Origin of the sequence: Myroides odoratimimus (genome assembly GCF_038039805.1) — a bacterium.
Lineage (GTDB): Bacteria > Bacteroidota > Bacteroidia > Flavobacteriales > Flavobacteriaceae > Flavobacterium > Flavobacterium odoratimimum_B.
The window spans coordinates 87,975-110,309 of the sequence record NZ_JBBPHK010000002.1 but is presented as its reverse complement, the minus strand read 5'-3'; the positions used below and the strand labels follow the sequence as shown (position 1 = coordinate 110,309).

18 protein-coding genes are annotated in these 22,335 nt (G+C 34.0%); 11 read left to right on the top strand and 7 right to left on the bottom strand.

Annotated elements, in window-relative coordinates:
• Nucleotides 1-156 precede the first annotated feature (156 nt).
• Nucleotides 157-597, top strand: a complete 441-nt coding sequence (locus tag AABL85_RS02360) for a hypothetical protein (protein WP_341309027.1) — start codon at nt 157-159, stop codon at nt 595-597.
• 53 nt (nt 598-650) lie between these two features.
• Here AABL85_RS02360 and AABL85_RS02355 read toward each other — a convergent pair whose 3' ends face one another.
• Together AABL85_RS02355 and ytxJ are read right to left on the bottom strand one after the other, a co-directional pair.
• Nucleotides 651-1,598, bottom strand: a complete 948-nt coding sequence (locus AABL85_RS02355) for a DUF7638 domain-containing protein (protein ID WP_341309026.1) — start codon at nt 1,596-1,598, stop codon at nt 651-653.
• Between the two features lies 1 nt (nt 1,599).
• Nucleotides 1,600-1,938, bottom strand: coding sequence for a bacillithiol system redox-active protein YtxJ (gene ytxJ, locus AABL85_RS02350; protein ID WP_341309025.1), 339 nt, complete (start codon nt 1,936-1,938; stop codon nt 1,600-1,602).
• A gap of 163 nt (nt 1,939-2,101) precedes the next feature.
• On the opposite strand from ytxJ, the gene clpB reads away from it, so the two are divergent.
• Nucleotides 2,102-4,690 carry an ATP-dependent chaperone ClpB gene (clpB, locus tag AABL85_RS02345; RefSeq protein WP_341309024.1) on the top strand — a complete coding sequence of 863 codons (2,589 nt, stop codon included), beginning with the start codon at nt 2,102-2,104 and terminating at the stop codon, nt 4,688-4,690.
• Between the two features lie 265 nt (nt 4,691-4,955).
• Here clpB and AABL85_RS02340 read toward each other — a convergent pair whose 3' ends face one another.
• Together AABL85_RS02340 and AABL85_RS02335 are read right to left on the bottom strand one after the other, a co-directional pair.
• Nucleotides 4,956-5,825 carry a hypothetical protein gene (locus AABL85_RS02340; RefSeq protein WP_341309023.1) on the bottom strand — a complete coding sequence of 290 codons (870 nt, stop codon included), beginning with the start codon at nt 5,823-5,825 and terminating at the stop codon, nt 4,956-4,958.
• A 121-nt stretch (nt 5,826-5,946) separates the two neighbouring features.
• Nucleotides 5,947-6,138, bottom strand: a complete 192-nt coding sequence (locus AABL85_RS02335) for a hypothetical protein (protein WP_006259146.1) — start codon at nt 6,136-6,138, stop codon at nt 5,947-5,949.
• A gap of 205 nt (nt 6,139-6,343) precedes the next feature.
• On the opposite strand from AABL85_RS02335, the gene AABL85_RS02330 reads away from it, so the two are divergent.
• Nucleotides 6,344-6,562, top strand: a complete 219-nt coding sequence (locus AABL85_RS02330) for a DUF2007 domain-containing protein (protein WP_341309022.1) — start codon at nt 6,344-6,346, stop codon at nt 6,560-6,562.
• Nucleotides 6,563-6,617: 55 nt separating this feature from the next.
• On the opposite strand, the gene AABL85_RS02325 is transcribed toward AABL85_RS02330, so the two are convergent.
• Nucleotides 6,618-8,546, bottom strand: coding sequence for an LTA synthase family protein (locus AABL85_RS02325; RefSeq protein WP_341309021.1), 1,929 nt, complete (start codon nt 8,544-8,546; stop codon nt 6,618-6,620).
• Nucleotides 8,547-9,016: 470 nt separating this feature from the next.
• Nucleotides 9,017-10,942, bottom strand: coding sequence for an LTA synthase family protein (locus tag AABL85_RS02320; RefSeq protein WP_341309020.1), 1,926 nt, complete (start codon nt 10,940-10,942; stop codon nt 9,017-9,019).
• Nucleotides 10,943-11,613: 671 nt separating this feature from the next.
• Here AABL85_RS02320 and AABL85_RS02315 point away from each other — a divergent pair.
• The 7 genes from AABL85_RS02315 (at nt 11,614) to AABL85_RS02285 (ending at nt 20,433) form a co-directional block, all read left to right on the top strand.
• A complete protein-coding gene (locus tag AABL85_RS02315; RefSeq protein ID WP_341309019.1) occupies nt 11,614-13,389 on the top strand; it encodes an AMP-dependent synthetase/ligase in 1,776 nt (591 codons plus the stop codon).
• 89 nt (nt 13,390-13,478) lie between these two features.
• Nucleotides 13,479-13,916 carry a MarR family winged helix-turn-helix transcriptional regulator gene (locus AABL85_RS02310; RefSeq protein ID WP_341309018.1) on the top strand — a complete coding sequence of 146 codons (438 nt, stop codon included), beginning with the start codon at nt 13,479-13,481 and terminating at the stop codon, nt 13,914-13,916.
• Nucleotides 13,917-13,971: 55 nt separating this feature from the next.
• On the top strand, nt 13,972-16,377 hold the full coding sequence (locus AABL85_RS02305) for a 3-hydroxyacyl-CoA dehydrogenase/enoyl-CoA hydratase family protein (protein WP_341309017.1): 2,406 nt from the start codon (nt 13,972-13,974) through the stop codon (nt 16,375-16,377).
• 28 nt (nt 16,378-16,405) lie between these two features.
• A complete protein-coding gene (locus AABL85_RS02300) occupies nt 16,406-17,587 on the top strand; it encodes an acetyl-CoA C-acyltransferase (RefSeq protein ID WP_155092529.1) in 1,182 nt (393 codons plus the stop codon).
• A 30-nt stretch (nt 17,588-17,617) separates the two neighbouring features.
• Nucleotides 17,618-19,411: an acyl-CoA dehydrogenase family protein gene (locus AABL85_RS02295; protein WP_341309016.1), complete on the top strand. Its 1,794-nt coding sequence runs from the start codon at nt 17,618-17,620 to the stop codon at nt 19,409-19,411.
• A gap of 257 nt (nt 19,412-19,668) precedes the next feature.
• Nucleotides 19,669-20,043, top strand: coding sequence for a hypothetical protein (locus AABL85_RS02290; RefSeq protein WP_341309015.1), 375 nt, complete (start codon nt 19,669-19,671; stop codon nt 20,041-20,043).
• A 108-nt stretch (nt 20,044-20,151) separates the two neighbouring features.
• Nucleotides 20,152-20,433: a DUF3817 domain-containing protein gene (locus AABL85_RS02285; protein WP_041890817.1), complete on the top strand. Its 282-nt coding sequence runs from the start codon at nt 20,152-20,154 to the stop codon at nt 20,431-20,433.
• A gap of 20 nt (nt 20,434-20,453) precedes the next feature.
• On the opposite strand, the gene AABL85_RS02280 is transcribed toward AABL85_RS02285, so the two are convergent.
• Nucleotides 20,454-20,879 carry an NUDIX hydrolase gene (locus AABL85_RS02280; RefSeq protein ID WP_341309014.1) on the bottom strand — a complete coding sequence of 142 codons (426 nt, stop codon included), beginning with the start codon at nt 20,877-20,879 and terminating at the stop codon, nt 20,454-20,456.
• A 163-nt stretch (nt 20,880-21,042) separates the two neighbouring features.
• On the opposite strand from AABL85_RS02280, the gene AABL85_RS02275 reads away from it, so the two are divergent.
• Complete coding sequence (locus AABL85_RS02275; protein WP_341309013.1) at nt 21,043-22,272, top strand: OmpA family protein; 1,230 nt, start codon at nt 21,043-21,045, stop codon at nt 22,270-22,272.
• Nucleotides 22,273-22,335: the final 63 nt, after the last annotated feature.

The following is a 22,335-nucleotide window of genomic DNA, read 5'->3' as shown; positions in this document are numbered from 1 at the left end:
TTATTGGGCAAAAATTTGACAACCGTTAAGAGTAGATAGAAGTACTTTATTAACGATTAATTAATATAAGAACTCTTTCTTGTGTAACAAATGTTACTTTCTTACTCTATAACATGGACTACTTTAGCATCAATATAAACCATAATATAGTAAACAATGAGAAAATTAGTTTTAGCAATTGCTTTGTGTTCTATCGTTAGTACTCAAGCTGTAGCCAATCATACAGTAAAAAACAATGTATCTTCTATAGCTTATGAACAAGATACTAAAGGAGACAAATATGCTATTCTAGTACAATCTATAAAAAACCTTCGTTCTTCTATTATGACGGGAAGTGAAATCAGAAAAGCTAATCCTAAAGCAGATTTCCAAATCGTGATTATGGGACAAATGGTTCAAGAGTTAAATAATAATGAATTACGTGCTGAATTAGACGCTGCAGATAAAGCAGGAATAAAACTAGTAGTATGTGAATTCGCATTAAAAGTTTACGGTGTAACATTGAAAGACTTGCCTTTGTATTTTATCGGTACACCTAATGCTCATAAATATATGTTCCAATTACAAGAAAACAATTATAATACGCTTTCTATCTAATTAGAAGCCCCTGTATTTATGAAAAAAAGAGGCGTTAAGCCTCTTTTCTGTTTTTATTCTATTTCTTCCTCATCCCAATATTCCCGATACTCAGATCCATAGATAATTTCGATAATCTCACTATCTCTTGTATCCATATCACCTAAATACATTCGCAAATGCTCAGGAACTCGTTCATAGGCCTCTTTTAATATTTCTTTTAACCCTTCTGAAGGATTCGCTTTATACACTTCTAAAGCTTCTAAACAAAATTCATTTGATGTTTTTTGGCCATTGAGTTTTCGATAATCATCTTCTATCTCAGCTAGCAGATCATTGATATCATTACTATACCCTTCTTCTAACACAGTAAACTCTCCTAAGTTTTCGATAACTACACGACTAGACATAGCTAAAGTACTACAAACTTGACCTATTGTAATAAGTTCTCTTAATTCATCTAAATCTAATAACAACTCATCTCCACATCCATGGATAGCAATAGTTCCGTCCTTAAACAAGAGCAAACGCACTAGATAATACTTATCTTCTAATAGATAGAATACAGTATAAAATTCTCCCTTCACCTTCTTGGGAAAATACTTATCTGGTTTCATTGTATCTATCTTATACAGGGTACTAGCGCCAGACTCTCCTACTATAACACCATTGACTACTCGCTTTTGAAATGTATGAATATTAATCCAATCGGGATTTAGCTCAAGTACTAAGCTCCTAATGTACGCTATATAAGTATCTGGTGTATGATACCAATAACCATCCCCTATCTTCCAAGCTCCTAAATTAAAACACGATATCTCCTCACTATCTGGAATAGAAGTAACCACCCAGCCTTCATGAACATCTTTTATAAAGTGTTCAAAATCCTCAAAATTCCAATTAGCAACTCTCCCATCTTCATATACATCAAAATGAGTAAAGTGATATCCTCCATTGTGGATAATACCAGGTGTCTTTAATCCATTTAGTATAACTGTTCTATAAACTGGTGTTCTACTCATCTTATAGCCTCAACAACAGTTTTTCAGTAGTCACTCCATCTATGCTTTCATGTGATGTGTTATATACTGCTTTTCCCTTAGATACTATAATAAGTTGTGGTGACTCATGCTGTACAGCTAAGATTTCTTTTAATTCCATCGAATGTAATCTATCGTTGACTACATCTACTAAATAACAGTCCGTCTCTGTAGGATTAGCAAAGCTCGCTTCAAAATTTCTCAAGGCGAATTTACTAATATGGCAACGTGGACTGTGCTTAAATATAATTACTGCTTTATCATTTGATTTCTCGATAAGCTCTTTTATTTGACTACTCTCTGTTATATTGATCCATTTCATAAGACAAAATGTTAGTTCGATTAAGTATATATAGGCAAATTTATGACTTTTTGACATCTTTTACTAGTACGAATAATTCAATTATTGCCAAAAAGTCTTAATTTAAACATTGGAACGTCTTTTGTCTATTACGAATTAATCAAACAAATAAACGAATTAATATATGAACTTAAATAATTTTACAATAAAATCTCAAGAAGCCTTACAACAAGCACAGGTAATCGTGCAGGGCTTAGGGCAACAACAAATAGAAAACGAACACATCTTTAAAGCTATTATGGAAGTTGACGAAAACGTTACTCCTTTTATCTTAAAGAAACTAAACATCAATGTAGATACTTTTAAATCTGTATTGGATGCTACTATCTCCAACTTCCCAAAAGTTGACGGAGGTCAAATGGGGCTATCAAGAGAAGCTGGTACAGCTATTACAGAGGCACAAGCCATTGCTACAAAGATGAAGGATGAGTATGTTTCTATCGAGCATTTAATATTAGCTATCTTCAAGTCAAAAAGTAAAGTGGCTCAAATCTTAAAAGATCAAGGAGTAACAGAAAAACAACTTGAAGCGGCTATTAACGAAATTAGAAATGGAGCAAGAGTAACTTCTGCCTCTGCTGAAGACACTTATAATTCACTAAATAAATATGCAAATAACCTTACGCAATTAGCTAACGAAGGCAAACTTGACCCTGTAATTGGGCGTGATGAAGAAATCAGACGTGTGTTACAAATTTTGAGCCGTCGTACAAAGAACAACCCAATGCTTATAGGTGAGCCAGGGGTTGGTAAAACAGCCATTGCAGAAGGTTTAGCACACCGTATCGTACAACAAGACGTACCGGAGAACTTAAAAGACAAGCAAATCTTCTCATTAGATATGGGAGCTTTGATTGCTGGTGCGAAATATAAAGGAGAGTTTGAAGAGCGTTTAAAATCAGTGGTAAAAGAAGTAACTTCTGCTGAGGGCAACATCATTCTATTCATCGATGAGATTCACACCTTAGTAGGTGCTGGAGGTGGTGAAGGTGCAATGGATGCTGCTAATATCTTAAAACCAGCTTTAGCACGTGGAGAACTGCGTTCTATCGGAGCGACGACATTAGATGAATACCAAAAATACTTTGAGAAAGACAAGGCTTTAGAACGTCGTTTCCAAAAGGTAATCGTAGATGAGCCAGACACAGAGAGTGCTATCTCTATCTTACGTGGTATTAAAGAAAAGTATGAAGCTCACCACAAAGTACGCATAAAAGATGAGGCGATTATCGCTGCAGTTAATTTATCTGAGCGTTATATCACCAACCGTTTCTTACCAGACAAGGCGATAGACTTAATGGATGAGGCTGCGGCTAAACTGAGAATGGAGATCAACTCTAAACCAGAGGAATTAGACGTGTTGGATCGCAAGATTATGCAATTAGAAATTGAAATTGAAGCAATCAAACGCGAAAATGATGAAGACAAACTGAAATCTCTTGGATTAGAAGTAGCAAATTTAAAAGAAGAAAGAAACGATATTTATACGAAATGGCAATCTGAAAAAGAGGTTGTAGATCGCGTACAGGCTATTAAACAAGAGATAGAAACCTATAAATTAGAGGCTGAAAAAGCTGAACGTGATGGTGACTATGGTAAGGTAGCTGAGCTTAGATATGGTAAAATAAAAAATGCGCAAGAAGAACTTGAAAAAGCTCAAAAACAATTAGACGAGAACCAAAGTGGCCAATCGCTGATTAAAGAAGAAGTAACTAGTGATGACATCGCAGAAGTAGTAGCCAAATGGACAGGAGTACCTGTGACTAAAATGCTACAAAGTGAAAGAGAAAAATTACTTCACTTAGAGGACGAGTTACACAAACGCGTAGTTGGTCAAGAAGAAGCTATTGAGGCCATCAGTGATGCAGTACGTAGAAGTCGTGCTGGATTACAAGATCCTAAAAAACCAATAGGCTCATTCCTATTCTTGGGTACTACAGGAGTGGGTAAAACAGAGTTGGCAAAAGCATTAGCTGAATATCTATTTGACGATGAAAGTGCGATGACCCGTATTGATATGAGTGAGTATGGCGAAAGACACAGTGTAAGTAGATTAGTTGGAGCGCCTCCTGGATATGTAGGATATGACGAAGGTGGTCAGTTGACTGAAGCTGTACGTAGAAAACCGTACTCTGTGGTGTTGTTAGACGAGATTGAGAAAGCCCACCCTGATACCTTCAACATCTTGTTGCAAGTATTAGATGAGGGACGTCTAACAGACAACAAAGGTCGTTTGGCTGACTTTAAAAATACGATTATTATCATGACTTCGAATATAGGTAGCCACATTATCCAAGAGAAGTTTGAGCATGCGACAAATATAGAGAAGGCCTCTGAAGAAGCGAAAACGGAAGTACTAAACGAGTTAAAACAACAGGTGCGTCCGGAGTTCTTAAACCGTATCGACGAAGTAGTAATGTTTACTCCGTTGAGCAAGAACAATATCTTACAGATTGTAGATATTCAATTGCAAAGTGTATTCAAGATGTTGGCACAACAAAACGTACACATGGAAGCAACTGCAGAAGCTAAAGAATTTTTGGCAACGAAAGGTTACGAACCAGAGTTCGGTGCTCGCCCAGTAAAACGCGTAGTACAAAAAGAGGTGTTAAATCGATTGTCTAAAGAGATATTATCCGGTAATGTAAAAGCAGATAGTATAATCTTGTTAGATTCGTTTAACAACGAGTTGGTCTTCAGAAACCAAGAATAACATTTGGATTAATTAGTTAGTTATAAAATGAAAACACCCTAAATCAAGATGACTTAGGGTGTTTTTTATTGCGTATACTTTTAACTAGTATTCCTAAAGCATTAATCCTGCCTCATAACCAGCATCTAGTGTCCAAAACAAAATCTGTTCTCCTTGTTTAATCTTCCTTACTCATTTAAACACATCAATTTATTAACAATAACAAATCAATACAAATTTAACTAAACAAATACTTTTATTACAAAGTCAAGTGATTATAAAAATTTTACTTCTTTATAAATTGTGGATTTTTAGGTTGAAAGATACTTTGTAACTTTCTAGATAGACGCTTTAAAGTATTAGAGTGTTTAAGGTAGTAAGGTATTTGATCTAGAGGAATACTTCTAACATTAGCGATCATCTGATCTACTGTATAATTATGCATAAAAGATCTTTTTAACCAATCAGATATAAACTCATCCCATTGTTCTTTATTTCCCCAATAATGTCCTATAACATAATCTGAAGAAACCAAATTACCTACAGAGTTAAACGCTAAAGAAAAAGCAAGTTGTTCTTTTGTAAACGCCTTAACACTAGCTTGACACATCTGATCTGTTATATTTAAAGCAAGAGTAATAGCTGAAAAATTAACTTTCGAAATTCCTAAAACACCTGAATTCCACATATGAGTTTCCCCAGTAATAGAAACTCCCCCATACTTCTTACCTTTTAATTCTTTACAAAGCCTTTTACCTGTCTTTGTAGTAAATTTATTTAATTGCCCTTCGTCTAGGTGCATAATATTAGTTCCCTCATGTAATTTAGCTTTTAATACAGCTAATGAATTATAAACAAAAGTATCCCCATCTAAATACAACATATCCTCATTCGGAAACTTATTAGCAACAAACTCCAATGCTTTAATTTTAAGCCTAAACATATAGTTATACTTTCCTTTCCACTCTTTCACTACATCATTATCTAAAGATAATACTATTATTTTATCTTTTAATTGATTAAACATAGTAGGTTCTTCTGTCAATACAATAATATTATCGCTTTCACCTTTGTGAACTAAGGCTGTATAGATAGAAAAAAAAACTTGTTGGTAATGTTTAATACTATCACCAAAAACCAAATAGACAATATTCATAATTAATTTTAAATTTGAAATAAAAATACAATAATATAACAAATCTAGCCCATCTAAATAACAAAAAAAGATCTACATCCATAACGAATGAGATCTTAGATCATTGAGTTTATTCTATTATTTATACAGCCAGTTCCTTTACAATCTGATGCCACATAATGGGTAGATCTGTTATACTACTCCATTTTTCGAAACCTATATTCTTCACTATCATGACGGCATCTGATATCTGCTTTTTGGAAGTACTCTTATTGACTATTGATTGCGCAATACTGCTCAACTGGCTAAACGCCTTTGTTTCCTCTATTTTCATAATCATACTGTTTAATGAAACCTCTTCTCCTTCACTTATAATTTATCATTTATAAGATGTTTTTTGTTTTATAATTCTTTTATTAAGATACTCCTTTTTAGAGTAATAAAAAAACTTATAGGCTAATTCATTTTGATTTTAACTAATCTTTTTACTATCCTAATTAAAAAAGTTATAATTTAGAAAAGAACAAACACAGAAGATTATGAGTCATAAAAAATTATTTGCTGGTAGTGAGATTATAGTTCTCGCAGTAAGAAATCTCTTGGATGAAAACAACGTCTCTTATATCATCAGGGATGATATACAATCAGCTATTGGAATTGGAGCAGGTACACTTGACAGAGCAGTACATATCTTGGTCGATGAAAAAGACTTAGATAAAGCAAAAAAAATATTATTAGAAAACGACTTTACAGAGTAATAAAAAAGGTTCACAGATTTAGCTGTGAACCTTTACTATTTTAGAGAAAACTCTTCTATATTTTAGACAATTTTCTATTGATAATATGATCAAAATAATCTTGAACAAAAGCCTTACATTTCATTTCTGCTTCTTCCATTTCTTTATTCTTTTCTTTAATCAAGTTTTTAGTGAGTCCCTTATCATTTATATCATAAAATCCTGTCACTTTTGAACCATTAAATCTAACAATATAATTCCCTGTTTGATAGGTTAATTCATTAGCCCCATAACTCACTGTAAAGCGATCATTGATAGGACCATTAATCAGACTACTTCCCCAACTTCTGAAAGGTTGATTATACCCTATTAAATCTAAAATAGTAGGATAAATATCCATTTGTTGTGCTAAACGGTTATCTACTCCTTTTAACCTTTCATCAGGAGTATAAATCATAATAGGAATAGCTGTTCTATTCACTAGTTCTTTATACTTATCATAATAAATTTGATTTGTGTGATCCGCCGTAATGATAAATATTGTATTCTCAAACCATGGTTCATTCTTACTCTCTTCAAAAAAACGTTTAAAAGCATAATCTGTATACCCCACAGGTCCGTGAATTTGTAAGTTACCTTTAGGGAACTTCCCTTTATACTTTTCTGGTAATCCAAAAGGTTCATGTGAAGAGACAGAAAACAACGTCGCAAAGAAAGGAGCTTCCTTTTCATTTAATGTTCTTCTCATAAACTGAAAGAAAGGCTCATCCCATATTCCCCATGTACCATCGAAGTCATCATCATTATCGTATTCTGTCATTCCATAATAATGATCATATCCTAATATATTTCCAAATCCCAAGAATCCCATTGAACCATTTACTGCTCCATGAAAGAAAGATGTGTCATACCCTTTACTATTCAGAATAGACACAACAGATTCAATCTTCTGATTAGGAAACGGAGAAGATGTAAAAGCATCCTTAAAAGAAGGAATACCCGCCAAAATAGAAGGAATAGCATGAATGGATTTGTACCCATTGGCAAAAGCATTGGGATATATCAGACTGTGCTGAGCCAAAGAGTCTATAAAAGGAGTGTAACTTTTATAGTTAGGAATATCTGTATCCTTATTAAATGCTCCAATATATTCACGTCCAAAACTCTCTGTTATAAATAATACAATATTAGGCGTGCTAGGTTCATTTACATTATATTGCTTTACATCATTAACATATTTCTGTAAAGTCTTTTTGTCCATATAGCGCACTTCCTTATAACTACTCTTTCCTATCGTTCTTAAGATTGTGAATGGAGTATTAAGAACTACATCACCATGTTCTGGCTTAGTAGTATGTCGATTAGCATCTACAATATTTATTGGCCTAGTTTTTTTTGTTATTCCTCCTCTAATCCCTGAAACTACTCCTACTACTGAAATTATCAATATAAAAGCGCTGGATACAAAATATCGACTAAGTGGCTCATCTTTTTCTACTGGTTTTATTTTTACTCGAGTATATAGATATACCCACAAAGCAGCACACACAATAAACAGGAATAAAACATGCCAATAGCTCAATAAAAAATTAAACAATAAAGTTGTTTTATTAGACTCATGTTCTAAACTATCAAGCACAGCTATAGTAGTCCTAGACTGTATAAATCTATAATATATAAGGTCTACAAAATTAGTAGAATAAGCTAATAAATTCGGTATAAAATAAGCATAGAAGACAACCTTCTGATATTTAGGTTTAGTATTTATAAAAGCTGGAGCTATTGATAATAAGATAAACAACATACTCACATAGAATATAGATGCACTATCAAATGATAAGGCATAAAAGGATAGTGATAAAAATTGTCCAACTGAATCAATACTCAATAAATCTGCATTATAAAAATAAAATAGCAGACGAGCGACGAAGTAAAAAAGAAAAGCTAGTGATAGTCTATATAACAATACTTTTACCTCGTATATTCTAAACTTATTAGGGGTCATAAGGTTGTAAGGTTTTAATTTATAAGGTGGCCAAATTTAACCAAAACTTCACTCTAAAAAGTTAACCTACAACAAGTTTAAGACTCACATTTTTTTTTAATAGAATTTTCACAAAATAGAAAATCATCAAGATTCACAACTTTTTACTTAAATTAAGAGACTATTCTAAAATCAACAATAAAAAAGTGAATACCACCTTCCTTATTTATCAAAATACTCATACAAAGCATACTATAATCTCAATTTGAGATTTAACCTATACACCTGCGTTTCTCTTAAATAAAGAATATAACGCGTTTAAATAACACCAAACAACAAATATCTTTGTTCTAACTCACAAAAAAACAACTTATTATCAATTTACAATACTATACTACTATAAACTTTCTAATAAAAACACCTATTAACTTACAAAAACAGTAATGCACTAAACAAAGAAAGCACCTTGATTAAGGTGCTATTTGTAATATTTATTTATCTAATCGTTTATCTACTATACGTTCAAAATAGTCTTGAACAAAAGCTTTACACTTTATTTCGAGTCTTTCCATTTCTTTGTTCTTTTGACCGATTAAATTTTTCTTTAATCCTTTATCATTAATATCAAAGAACCCTGTCACCTCTTTCCCATTAAATCTTACGATATAATCCCCCTCTTGGTAAGTGTACTCATTTCCTCCATAATTAATCGTATATGGAGTCGTTATTGTATCATTCACTAAACTTCTTCCCCAGCTTCTAAAAGGCTTATCATACCCTATTAGATCTAGTACCGTAGGATAAATATCTATCTGCTGAGCTAGTCTCTTATCTACCCCTTTTAATCTCTCATCAGGAGCATAGATAAGTATAGGCACCGCAGTACGGTTAACCAATTCTTTATACTCATCATAAGCAATTTGATTAGTATGATCTGCCGTAATGATAAATATTGTATTCTTAAACCATGGTTCTTTACTACTCTCTTCAAAGAATTTCTTAAAAGCATAATCCGTATACCCTACTGTCTTATGAATAGGAACATCTCCTATAGGGAACTTTCCTTCATACTGAGGAGGAATATTGAATGGCTCATGTGAAGACACTGTAAATATAGTAGCAAAGAAAGGACCTTTCTTCTCATTCAATGTAGTACGCATATATTGAAAAAATGGTTCATCCCAAATCCCCCAAGTACCATCGAAGTCATCATCATTATTATACTCTGTCTTTCCATAGTAGTGATCATATCCTAAGATATTTCCAAATCCTAAGAATCCCATAGACCCATTGGGTGCACCGTGGAAGAAAGAAGTGTCATATCCTTTAGATTTCAGCGTAGACACTAGAGATTCTATCTTCTGCTTCGGATACGGAGATGATGTAAATGCGTCTTTAAACGAAGGAATTCCTGCGATGACAGATGATACACCATGAATAGATTTATATCCATTTGCGAATGCATTAGGGAAGATTAAACTATGCTGAGAAAGCGAATCTATAAAAGGTGTATAACTCTTATAGTTTTTAATATTCATATCTTTATTAAAAGCGCCTATATACTCACGCCCATAACTTTCTGTGATAAATAGTATTATATTAGGGGTACTAGGTTCATTAGTATTATACTGCTTCACTCCACTTACATTTTTATTAAGCGTAGCTTCATCCATATATTCTACTTTCTTAAAACTTGTCTTACCTATTGTTCTCAAGATAGCGAATGGAGTATTTAATACGATATCTGCGTGTTCAGGTTTTTCTACATGTCTATTCGCATCAATGATATTCAGTGGTCGAGTAGCTTTCTTTAAATCTCCTCTTACACCGGCTACAAAGCCAACTCCGGTCACAATAATAATCAATACAGTAGACAACCAATATGACCTCTTATTTTCTACCTTTAAGAATCGTGTAAACTTCACCTTTGTATACAAGTATACCCATAACACACATAGTACAATACAAATTAGAAAAACATGCCAATAATTAACCAAGAAGTTAAAAAACAACTGTCCCTTATTTGATTCGTGTTCTAAACTATCGAAAACAGCTATAGTAGTACGTGCATAAATAAATCTATAGTAAATAAAATCAATAAAATTAGTAGAGTACGCTATCAAGTTAGGAATGATATAAGCGTAAAACACTACCTTCTGATACCCTTTTTTTGTATTGATAAATAAAGGTAGAATAGATAATAATATAAATAATATATTTACATAGAAAATAGCCATCCTATCAAAGGTGATACCGTGATACGCTAATTCTAAAAATTGACCAAAAGAGTCTACATTTAATAAATCACTATTATAAAAGTAAAATAGTGTACGAGCAATGAAGTAAAAGAAGAAAGCTAAGAATAATCTATAAGCCATTACTAATACTTCATTCAATCGATATCGGTTAGAAATCATATTATTTTTTTTTAGAAACACAAACTTAATCATTTCTATTCGGACTTGTATTAGCATTTAGAAGCATTTTATACTCGTACTAAAGAAATTTTTAAGAATAATTATATTACTACTTCTAACAACAATATTAGATTTCATCTATCTAGAAAAGCAGTGCTCTTCCACAGAACATTCAGTCTTCATGCATATAACCGCTTAATAACTACTTCATTAGTAAGATACCTGTCCGTTATATCATAATAAATAACGGAGTCAAAACGGAGCTACTACGGACTCATAACGGACTCAAATCAAGCGAGACTTGTCTCGTCCTACTATAACTGTACAGCTAGAACAGAAAGGAAAAAGATAATCTTATTGAAAATAAATACTAAAATAAAATTTGTATAATCCCTAAATTAACTGATATCCTATAATAATTTTCAATGATTATTTTAACATATCACAAAGATACTAATTATTTTTTTCTTATATTTATATGGTGTGATTTACAGTCATTTATACTTTTAGTATAAACATCACCTATAACATTCTATAAAATGAATAATGTAGTTTAGAAGAAAATCAACTACAAGAATTGCAAATAAATCAGATAAAAATTGCCAAGTACACACTAAATACAAGAAATCTTATATTTTTTTTGTACTTTGCGTTAGCTAATTAATGATAACATGGTAAATCCTACAAGACTTTTTGATATTCCTTATTTGCAGAATGAACACTTTCCTCTGGCTGCATCCTTAGTTACTAAGGTAAATGGAGTATGGGAAAAAACATCCTCACAGGAATATATAGATAAAGCTAATATGGTTTCGCGTGCCTTATTACGTCTAGGCATAGAAGCAAATGATAAAATAGCTGTCATCTCTACTAATAACCAAACTAAATGGAATCTTTTAGATATTGGTATTTTACAAATCGGCGCTCAGAACGTGCCTATCTACCCTACTATTGCAGCAGAAGACTATCAATATATTCTTAGTCATGCAGAAGCGAAGTACTGTGTAGTATCAGATCAAGAAATTTACAACAAACTAATAAGTGTTAAAGATCAATTACCTCTACTTAAAGGTATTTGCTCATTTGACCACATTGAAGGTTGCAAAACTTTTGATGAAATTCTTGAATTAGGAAGAGACACTTCTAATCAAGAAGAAGTAGATCGCATTAAAGACTCTATCACTCCAGATCACTTAGCTACGCTAATCTACACATCAGGTACTACAGGTAGACCTAAAGGTGTGATGTTATCTCATAATAATATCCTATCTAATGTAATAGGTAGTTGGGACAGAGTTCCTTTTGGTCGTGAAGATCATTATAAAGCACTTAGTTTCTTACCTCTGTGTCACGTGTTTGAAAGAATGTTAATCTATTTATACCAATTTTCTGGTACTTCTATATACTATGCAGAGTCTATTGATAAAATGGGAGATAACTTAAAAGAAGTTAGCCCTAATGTCATGACAGTAGTACCTCGATTATTAGAGAAAGTATACGATAAGATCTTTGCAAAAGGTTCTTCTCTAACAGGTATCAAAAAACGTATCTTCTTCTGGGCTCTTGAACTAGGGTTCAAATACAAACCATACAACAGAAGTGCTTTCTATAACTTCCAGTTAAAAATAGCTCGAAAGTTAGTATTCAGCAAATGGCAAGAAGGATTAGGAGGTCAGATGAAAATAATTGTTTCTGGTAGTGCTCCTCTTCAAGCTCGTCTATCTAAAGTATTTAATGCTGCAGGCATACCTGTAATGGAAGGATACGGGCTTACAGAGACATCTCCTGTTATATCAGTAAATGATGCTCGTAATGGAGGATTAAGATTTGGAACTGTTGGTCGCCCTTTAAGCAATGTAGAGGTAAAAATAGCAGAAGACGGCGAAATCTTATGTAAAGCCCCTAATGTGATGATGGGATACTTTAAAGATGAAGAAAAAACAAATAGCGTTATAAAAGATGGTTATTTCCATACAGAGGATATTGGTAAAATAGATGAAGATGGTTTCTTACACATCACTGACCGCAAAAAAGAAATGTTCAAAACTTCTGGAGGTAAATACGTAGCTCCTCAGATGATTGAAAATATGATGAAACAATCTCGCTTTATCGAGCAAATCATGGTTATCGGTGAAGGAGAAAAAATGCCTGCTGCTTTTATTCAGATAGACTTTGACTTCGTTAAAGAATGGGCACGTCGCAAAAGATACGATATAGGTACTACAAATCAAGAAATAGTAACTAATCAGAAGGTTATTGATCGCGTTGCTGAAGAAGTAGAAGCTGTAAATAAAAAATTCGGTAAATGGGAACAAGTAAAGAAATTCGAACTTACTCCTGATGTGTGGAGCATTGACAGTGAGCACTTAACCCCTACTCTTAAACTTCGTAGACGTATTATTCTTGAGAAACATAAAGACTTATACGATAAGATTTACAGAAGTTAATGACAAAAAAAATAACTTAATCAAGAAATATTTTAAAAATAGTATGCGTGCATACTATTTTTTTTTATATTTGAATTATTCTAAATGGTATGAAGAACACAACAATCGATTATATACTTAGAGCAACATGGCAAGCTGTAGCTAGAATGTACAATGAAGAAGCTGCTAAATACGATGCGACAATGTCACTTGCTTTTGCACTACTAAGTATAGATAAAGAAGGGACCCCTTCTACTCTACTAGGACCGAATATGGGTATGGAAGCAACAAGTCTTACTCGTACTCTAAAAAAATTAGAAGAGCACAAGCTAATCACTCGTGAAAAGAATCCTAATGATGGCCGTGGTGTGATTATAAAATTAACTCCTCTAGGTTTAGAGAAAAGAGAATTGTCTAAAGCGAAAGTAAAACGCTTTAATGAGAAAATCCGCACCCAAATATCTGAAGAAAAAATTCAGCACTTCATGGAAGTAACTGAAGTTATCAATCAGTTAATCAACGACAAAAGTATATTTGAAGACAAATAATTTTTGTACCTTAAGAGAGTTAAATAATAGTATTAAAAACCAAAGAACAATAAATATGAAAAGAATAATTAAAAAGGTAGCCGTAGTCGGGTCTGGAGTAATGGGATCTGCTATTGCTTGTCATTTTGCAAATATCGGATTAGAAGTATTGCTTCTTGACATTGTACCTAGAGAATTAACTCCTGAAGAGGAAAAGAAAGGCCTTACTTTAGAAAGTAAGGTTGTAAGAAATAAAATAGCAAATACTCATTTAGCTAATGCTTTGAAATCTAAACCAGCTCCAATCTATTCTCAAGCATTTGCTTCTCGCATTTCGACTGGGAATATAGAAGATGACTTAGTGAAGATCAAAGATTGTGATTGGGTAATCGAAGTTGTAATCGAGAGACTAGATATTAAAAAATCAGTATTCGAACAAATCGAGAAATACAGAAAACCAGGTTCGTTAATTACTTCTAACACTTCTGGTATTCCAATGAAACTAATGGTAGAGGGCCGTTCAGAAGATTTCCAAAAACACTTCTGTGGAACGCACTTCTTCAACCCTCCAAGATATTTACAATTATTCGAGATTATCCCTGGACCACAAACGGCTCCTGAGGTAATCGAATTCTTCCAAAAATACAGTAGTCTTTACTTAGGTAAAACGCCAGTATTGTGTAAAGACACACCTGGATTTATCGGTAACCGCGTAGGGGTTTACTCTATGGCTATGGTAATGCAATTAGCTCAAGAAATAGGGTTAACTATCGAGGAAGCTGATACACTGACAGGATCTATCTTAGGACGTCCTAAAACAGGTACTTTTAAATTAGGAGACTTAGTAGGATTAGATACTGCTGTTAACGTAACCAATGGATTAAAGCAAAACTGCCCTGCAGATGCTATGATTCAAGAAGTTAAAGATAGCAAACCGCTTAACTTCCTATTAGAAAACAAATTCTTAGGTGACAAATCAAGAAAAGGATTCTACTATAAAGAAGTAGATAAAGAAGGTAAAACTAATCGCTATGCTTTAGACTTAGAGAAATTAGAATACCGTCCATTAGAACGTGCTAAAATAGCTGTTCTTGAAACTGCAAAACAAGCTGGTGGTACGAAAGCTAAATTAGCTTTATTATTAGCAGACCAAACTAAAGCAGGTGAATTAATCAGAAAACACTTTGCTTCTTTATTTGCATACGTTTCTCAACGTGTTCCAGAAATCACTGACACCCTATTCCCTATCGATGATGCTATGCGTACAGGATATGCGTGGAAATATGGTCCATTCCAAACTTGGGATTTAGTAGGCCTTGAAAAGGGAATCGCTTTAATCGAAAAAGAAGGTTACACAGTAGCTGATTGGGTTAAAGAATTGGCAGCTTCTGGAGCGAAGAGTTTCTATAAAGTGGAGAATGGTAAAAAACTGTTCTACAACCAAAACACAAAAACTTTTGAACCTATTCCTGGACAAGATGCCTTCATTATCCTTGACAATATTAGAACATCTAATAAAGTATGGGGTAATAGTGAAGCTTCATTAATCGACTTAGGTGATGGTATCGTAAACTTAGAGTTCCACTCAAAGATGAATACAATCGGTGGTGGTGTTTTAGCAGGATTAAACAAAGCTGTTGAAATCGCTGAAAAAGACTTCCAAGGATTAGTAGTTGGTAACCAAGGTAGCAACTTCTCTGTAGGTGCGAACTTAATGATGATTTTTATGATGGCTGCAGAGCAAGATTGGGATGAGTTAAATATCGCTATTAAAACATTCCAAGATACAATGATGAAAATGCGTTACTCAGGTATTCCTGTAGTTGCTGCTCCTCATGGAATGACATTTGGTGGTGGATGTGAGCTAAGCTTACACGCCGATAAAGTTGTAGCTGCCGCAGAGACATATATCGGATTAGTAGAATTCGGTGTAGGACTTATCCCTGGTGGAGGTGGTTCTAAAGAGATGACCGTAAGAGCGTCTGATCTATACCGCAAAAATGATGTAGAGCTAAATACACTGCAAGAGCACTTCTTAACTATCGGTATGGCTAAAGTAGCTACATCAGCACAAGAGGCTTTTGACTTAAATATATTGCAAAAAGGAAAAGATGTAGTGGTTGTAAACAAAGATTTACAATTGGCACAAGCGAAGCGCGAAGCTTTAGTATTAGCACAAGCAGGATATACACAACCGGCTAAACGCAAAGATATTAAAGTACTTGGTCGTCAGGCTTTAGGTATGTTCTTAGTAGGAACTGACAGTATGATGGCTGGTAAATACATCTCTGAACACGATCGCAAGATCGCTAACAAACTGGCTTATGTAATGGCAGGAGGAGATTTATCAGAAGCTACATTAGTGACTGAACAGTATTTATTAGATCTTGAAAGAGAGGCTTTCTTATCACTATGTGGTGAACGCAAAACGCTGGAAAGAATCCAATACATGCTGAAAAATGGTAAACCATTAAGAAACTAATCTTTAACCAATTAAAACGACAAAGAATATGAAAACCGCATATATAGTACAAGGATATAGAACGGCAGTAGGTAAAGCACCTAAGGGTGTATTCAGATTTAAAAGACCGGATGAACTGGCTGCTGAGACTATTGAATATTTAATGAGTAAACTACCAGAGTTTGACAAAACTCGCATCGATGATGTAATGGTAGGAAACGCAATGCCTGAGGCTGAGCAAGGACTAAATATGGCTCGTCTAATCTCTCTAATGGGATTAAAAGTAGATGACGTACCTGGAGTAACTGTAAATAGATATTGTGCTTCTGGTATAGAAACTATCGGTATGGCTGTAGCTAAAATACAAGCAGGTATGGCTGACTGTATCATCGCAGGTGGTGCAGAGAGTATGAGTTATATCCCAATGGGAGGATATAAACCAACACCTGACTACGGTGTAGCAAAAGAAGGAAATGAAGATTACTACTGGGGAATGGGATTGACAGCTGAGGCTGTAGCTAATCAATTCAAAGTTTCTCGTGAAGATCAAGACGAGTTTGCCTTTAACTCACATATGAAAGCTTTAAAAGCACAAGCAGAAGGAAAATTTGACAATCAAATCGTTCCTATTACCATTAATGAAGTATTCATTAACGAAAAAGGAAAAAAAGATAGTAAATCATATACAGTAACTAAGGATGAAGGACCAAGAGCTGGTACTTCTATCGAAGCCTTAGCAAAACTAAGACCTGTATTCGCTGCAGATGGATCTGTAACAGCAGGTAATTCTTCTCAAATGAGTGATGGGGCTGCTTTCGTGATGGTGATGTCAGAAGAAATGGTAAAAGAGCTAAACATAGAACCTATCGCACGCATGGTAAACTATGCTGCAGCTGGTGTAGAACCGCGCATCATGGGTATAGGACCTGTTAAAGCAATTCCAAAAGCATTAAAACAAGCTGGATTACAGTTAAAAGATATCGATCTTTTCGAATTAAACGAGGCTTTCGCTTCTCAATCTTTGGCTGTAATTAGAGAGTTAGGTATCAATCCTGATATCGTAAACGTAAACGGTGGAGCTATTGCATTAGGTCACCCATTAGGATGTACAGGTGCTAAACTATCCGTTCAGTTATTTGATGAAATGAAACGCAGAGGTTCTAAATACGGAATGGTAACAATGTGTGTAGGTACAGGACAAGGTGCTGCAGGAATCTATGAATTATTATAATAAAGCTATTAACCAATAAAGAAAATAAACATGAGTAAAGATATCGTAAGAGGAGGTCAATTCTTAGTAAAAGAAACGAAATGTGAAAACATTTTCACTCCTGAAGATTTTACAGAAGAGCAAATAATGATGCGTGAATCTGTAAAAGAATTTATCGACAAAGAAATATGGCCTAACAAAGAGCGCTTCGAGAAAAAAGACTACGCATTCACTGAGGAAACTATGCGTAAAGCTGGTGAACTTGGTTTATTAGGAGTTGCTGTACCAGAAGCTTATGGCGGATTAGAAATGGGATTCATCTCTACAATGTTGGTTTGTGATTATATTTCTGGAGCGACGGGTTCATTCTCAACTGCATTCGGTGCTCACACAGGAATTGGGACAATGCCAATTACACTATACGGAAACGAAGAACAAAAGAAAAAATACGTTCCTAAATTAGCTTCAGGAGAGTGGTTTGGTGCATACTGTTTAACAGAACCAGATGCAGGATCAGATGCTAATTCAGGAAAGACAAAAGCTGTATTATCAGCGGATGGTAAGCACTACTCTATCACAGGACAAAAAATGTGGATCTCTAACGCTGGATTCTGTAATGTATTCATCGTATTCGCACGTATCGAAGATGATAAAAACATTACTGGGTTTATCGTAGAAAACGATCCAAGTAACGGAATTACATTAGGAGAGGAAGAGCACAAATTAGGTATTAGAGCTTCATCTACTCGTCAGGTATTCTTTAGCGATACGAAAGTTCCAGTAGAGAATATGCTTTCTGAAAGAGGTAATGGATTTAAAATTGCGATGAATGCATTAAACGTAGGACGTATCAAATTAGCAGCTGCTTGTTTAGATTCTCAACGTCGTTTAATCACGCAATCAGTTAAATATGCTAATGAGCGTATTCAGTTTAAAACTCCTATCTCATCTTTCGGAGCTATCCGTACGAAATTAGCTGAGATGGCGACTAATGCTTATGTAGGTGAAGCAGCATCATACAGAGCGGCGGCGGCTATTGAGGAGAGAATCAATCAACGTATTGCAGAAGGAAACACACATCAAGAAGCTGAGCTAAAAGGTGTAGAGGAATTTGCTATCGAGTGTTCTATCCTAAAAGTTGCTGTATCAGAAGACGTACAAGCTTGTGCAGATGAAGGAATCCAAATCTTCGGTGGTATGGGATTCTCAGAAGACACACCAATGGAAAGCGCATGGAGAGATGCTCGTATTTCTCGTATCTACGAAGGAACAAACGAGATCAACCGCATGCTTACTGTAGGGATGTTGATTAAAAAAGCAATGAAAGGACATGTTGATTTATTAGGTCCTGCTATGAAAGTGGCTGACGAATTAATGAGCATTCCAAGCTTTGACGTACCAGATTATTCTGAATTATTCGCTGAAGAAAAAGAGATGATTAGCAAGTTAAAACAAGCTTTCTTAATGGTAGCTGGTAGTGCTGTTCAAAAGTTTGGTCCAGATTTGGAAAAACACCAAGCTTTATTAATGGCAGCTTCTGATATGCTAATTGAAATCTATATGGCAGAAAGTGCTATCCTTAGAACAGAGAAATTAGCGAAGTTAAAAGGAGAAGAAAATATTAAAGAGCAAATCGCGATGGCTCAATTATACTTATACCACGCTGTAGACATCATCGGATTAAAAGGTAAAGAAGGAATTGCTTCTTTCGCTGAAGGTGATGAACAACGTGTAATGTTAATGGGGCTACGCAGATTTACAAAATATGTGAACCTACCTAATGTAAATGCTCTAAGAGAAACTATTGCATCAAAATTAGTAGACGCAAACGAATACGTATTCTAATTTAGGATACAGACAATTTGGTTTAGTTTGTTTGAAAAAAACCGTCATTTTTCTTCGGAGAAAGGGCGGTTTTTTGTTTGATAATACAAATATGTAACCTTTATATCCATATAAAAACAAGTCAAAATAGAATCAAAAAACAATAAATCAAGACTTTGTAAAAATTTAAATAAAATATTTCATCTTTTGTTTCTCTATAATCATCTAAAAAGTTTACTTTTGCACCATAATTTTTTTATACTTAAAAGATATTTACTGTGGAAAACGCAAATGCTTTAAAATTGATTAAAAAGATTCAATCAGATTTAATCTCTGATGGTCTTGTTGTAGAAAACATTGTAGCAGATTTACAAAAACTTAGAGAGTTTGCTCTACTTGAAGAAAAACCAGTGTTAGTTAAATCTATTCGTTTAGCTTATGAGCACATTCAAAACAACAAAGCTTTTTTAATTGCAATACCGTCTGATGAGCCTATCGAAGAAGAAGGAGAAGAAGGAACTACTGCAGTTGAGAAAGAAGCTAAGAATGACTTAGAAAGTTTACAGTACTTATTATCTTTATACAAAGACATTAATAACAAACATAACTTAGAAGACTTAAAAGATTACAACAATCGTTTATTAGCTTTCTAATTAAAAATGTTAATCTAAATATAAAAGCCTATCAGAACTCCTGTTAGGCTTTTTTTGTTTCTATTTAAAAACTATATTAGCATACTTAAAACTTCTAATTTAAATAAAATGCTAAAGACATTTAAAATTGTTGCGTTACTTGAAGGTTTATCTTTACTAGCGCTTTTATTCATCGCTATGCCTTTAAAATACTTTTTCGAAAAACCTGAAATGGTAAGTAAAGTGGGAATGGCACATGGAGTATTGTTTATACTATATATAGTAATGGCTACAGTACTTAAAAGTGATGAAAAATGGAGTCTACGAAAATATGGTCTTATTTGTCTAGCTTCAGTTGTGCCATTTGGTACTTTTATCATGGAGAAAAAACTTCTTGAGAGTAAAGCATAAAAAAATAAGTCTGTACAGACTTATTTTTTTTTATATATCTCTATAGCATCTTTTACAATGTCATGATGGTCAAATGCCAAATCTGGTAATTCATCTATCGCAAACCAGGCTAGCTCTTTAGCATCATCAGCTGCTTCTCCTATAACCTCCCCCCCTACTTCACCTAAGAAAGCTACCGTAACCATATGAGACCTAGGATCTCTAAATGGTTTGCCATAAGCCTTAATTTGAACTAGTTCGTTAAGGTCAATTGACGTTTCTTCACGTAATTCACGCATTGCAGCAATCTCTAAATCCTCATTTTCATCTACAAAACCACCAGGTAAAGCCCAATAATCACGAAATGGTTCATTTTTGCGCTTTATTAATAATATCTGTGAAATATTTAAATATTTTTTAAACAATACCACATCTACAGTAACGAATATCTTTGAAACATATCCCATATTATACAATTTTTATGAAACAAAAGTACTAAAACTATCCTTTTTTACAAAAAAACAACATTTTATCTTTCTATTACAAATCTTTGCCTTATATTTGCTCCATAAGCGATTAGTAAAAAACTGATTATTTTAATCATGTTTAATGGAAATTAAAAAGACAACTATGAAAAAATTAACATTACCGTTATTGGCTTCTGTATTAGCTTTTGGTGCTGTTCATGCTCAAAGTCCTTACAACAAATGGTCTATTGACTTAAATGGAGGATTTGCTAAACCAGCTAGAGCAGGTCAATCTGCTGAAACATTCAAAAACTTACACTTAGATGGAGGTGTACGTTATAGCTTAAACAACAAGTTTGGTATTAAAGCTTCTTTTGGCTATGATAAATTAGACAATTGGACTAACGATGCTGATTTAAACACTAACCACTACAGAACAAGCTTAGAAGGGGTTGTTAACGTTGGAAGACTTTTAAACTTCGAAACTTGGACTAAAGTATTAAACGTACAAGCTCACGCAGGGGGAGGTTACTCTTGGATGAATGGAGATGCATTCTCTGGAACAGACAATATGGGACACTTAATGGCTGGATTAACTGGTCAAATCAAAGTTCACCCACGTGTTGCTTTAAACGCAGACTTTACAGTTATCCAAAACTTAGAGCAAAACACAAACTGGAGTGGTGTAGGAACAACTAACCGTTCTATTGCTCAAGGGACTATGTTTAACGCATCTGTTGGATTATCTATTTATTTAGGTAAAAATGCTCAACACGCTGATTGGTATACTGAAGCAGAACAAGAAAATGCTCTATTATCTGAATTAGACGGAAGAGTATCTAAAGTAGAAAGCATGTTAGTTGACTCTGATGGAGACGGTGTGCCAGATTACTTAGATTTAGAACCTAATACACCAGCTGGTGCTTTAGTTGATTCTAGAGGTAGAAATATCGATAAAAACAACAACGGTATCGCTGATAATATCGAGGCTTTCATCGCTGAGAAATATGGTAACCAACCAGAACAAGCTGTTGCAGGTAACGATTCTAATATGATTAAAGAATTAATCAACAAAGGATATGTTGCTGCTTACTTTGACTTTGATAAAACTCAACCAACAAACGTTGATGGAATCAACTTCATCGTAAACTACTTAAAAGCTAATCCAAATGCTTCTGTTGAAGTTATCGGTTATGCTGATGCAGTAGGAAACAAATCTTACAACAACAAGTTATCTGAAAGACGTGCTAACGCAGTTAAAGATATCTTAGTTAAATCTGGAGTTAGCGCTTCTAAAGTTTCTGCTAAAGGAAACGGAATCGATGACGCTGTTTCTAAAGATTCAGCTGCAGCTCGTAGAATTGCAAGAAAAGTTGTTTTCAAAATTAACTAATTTTAGAATTCAATCTAATCATATTAAAGCGCAAGATTATTCTTGCGCTTTTTTTGTTTTTAA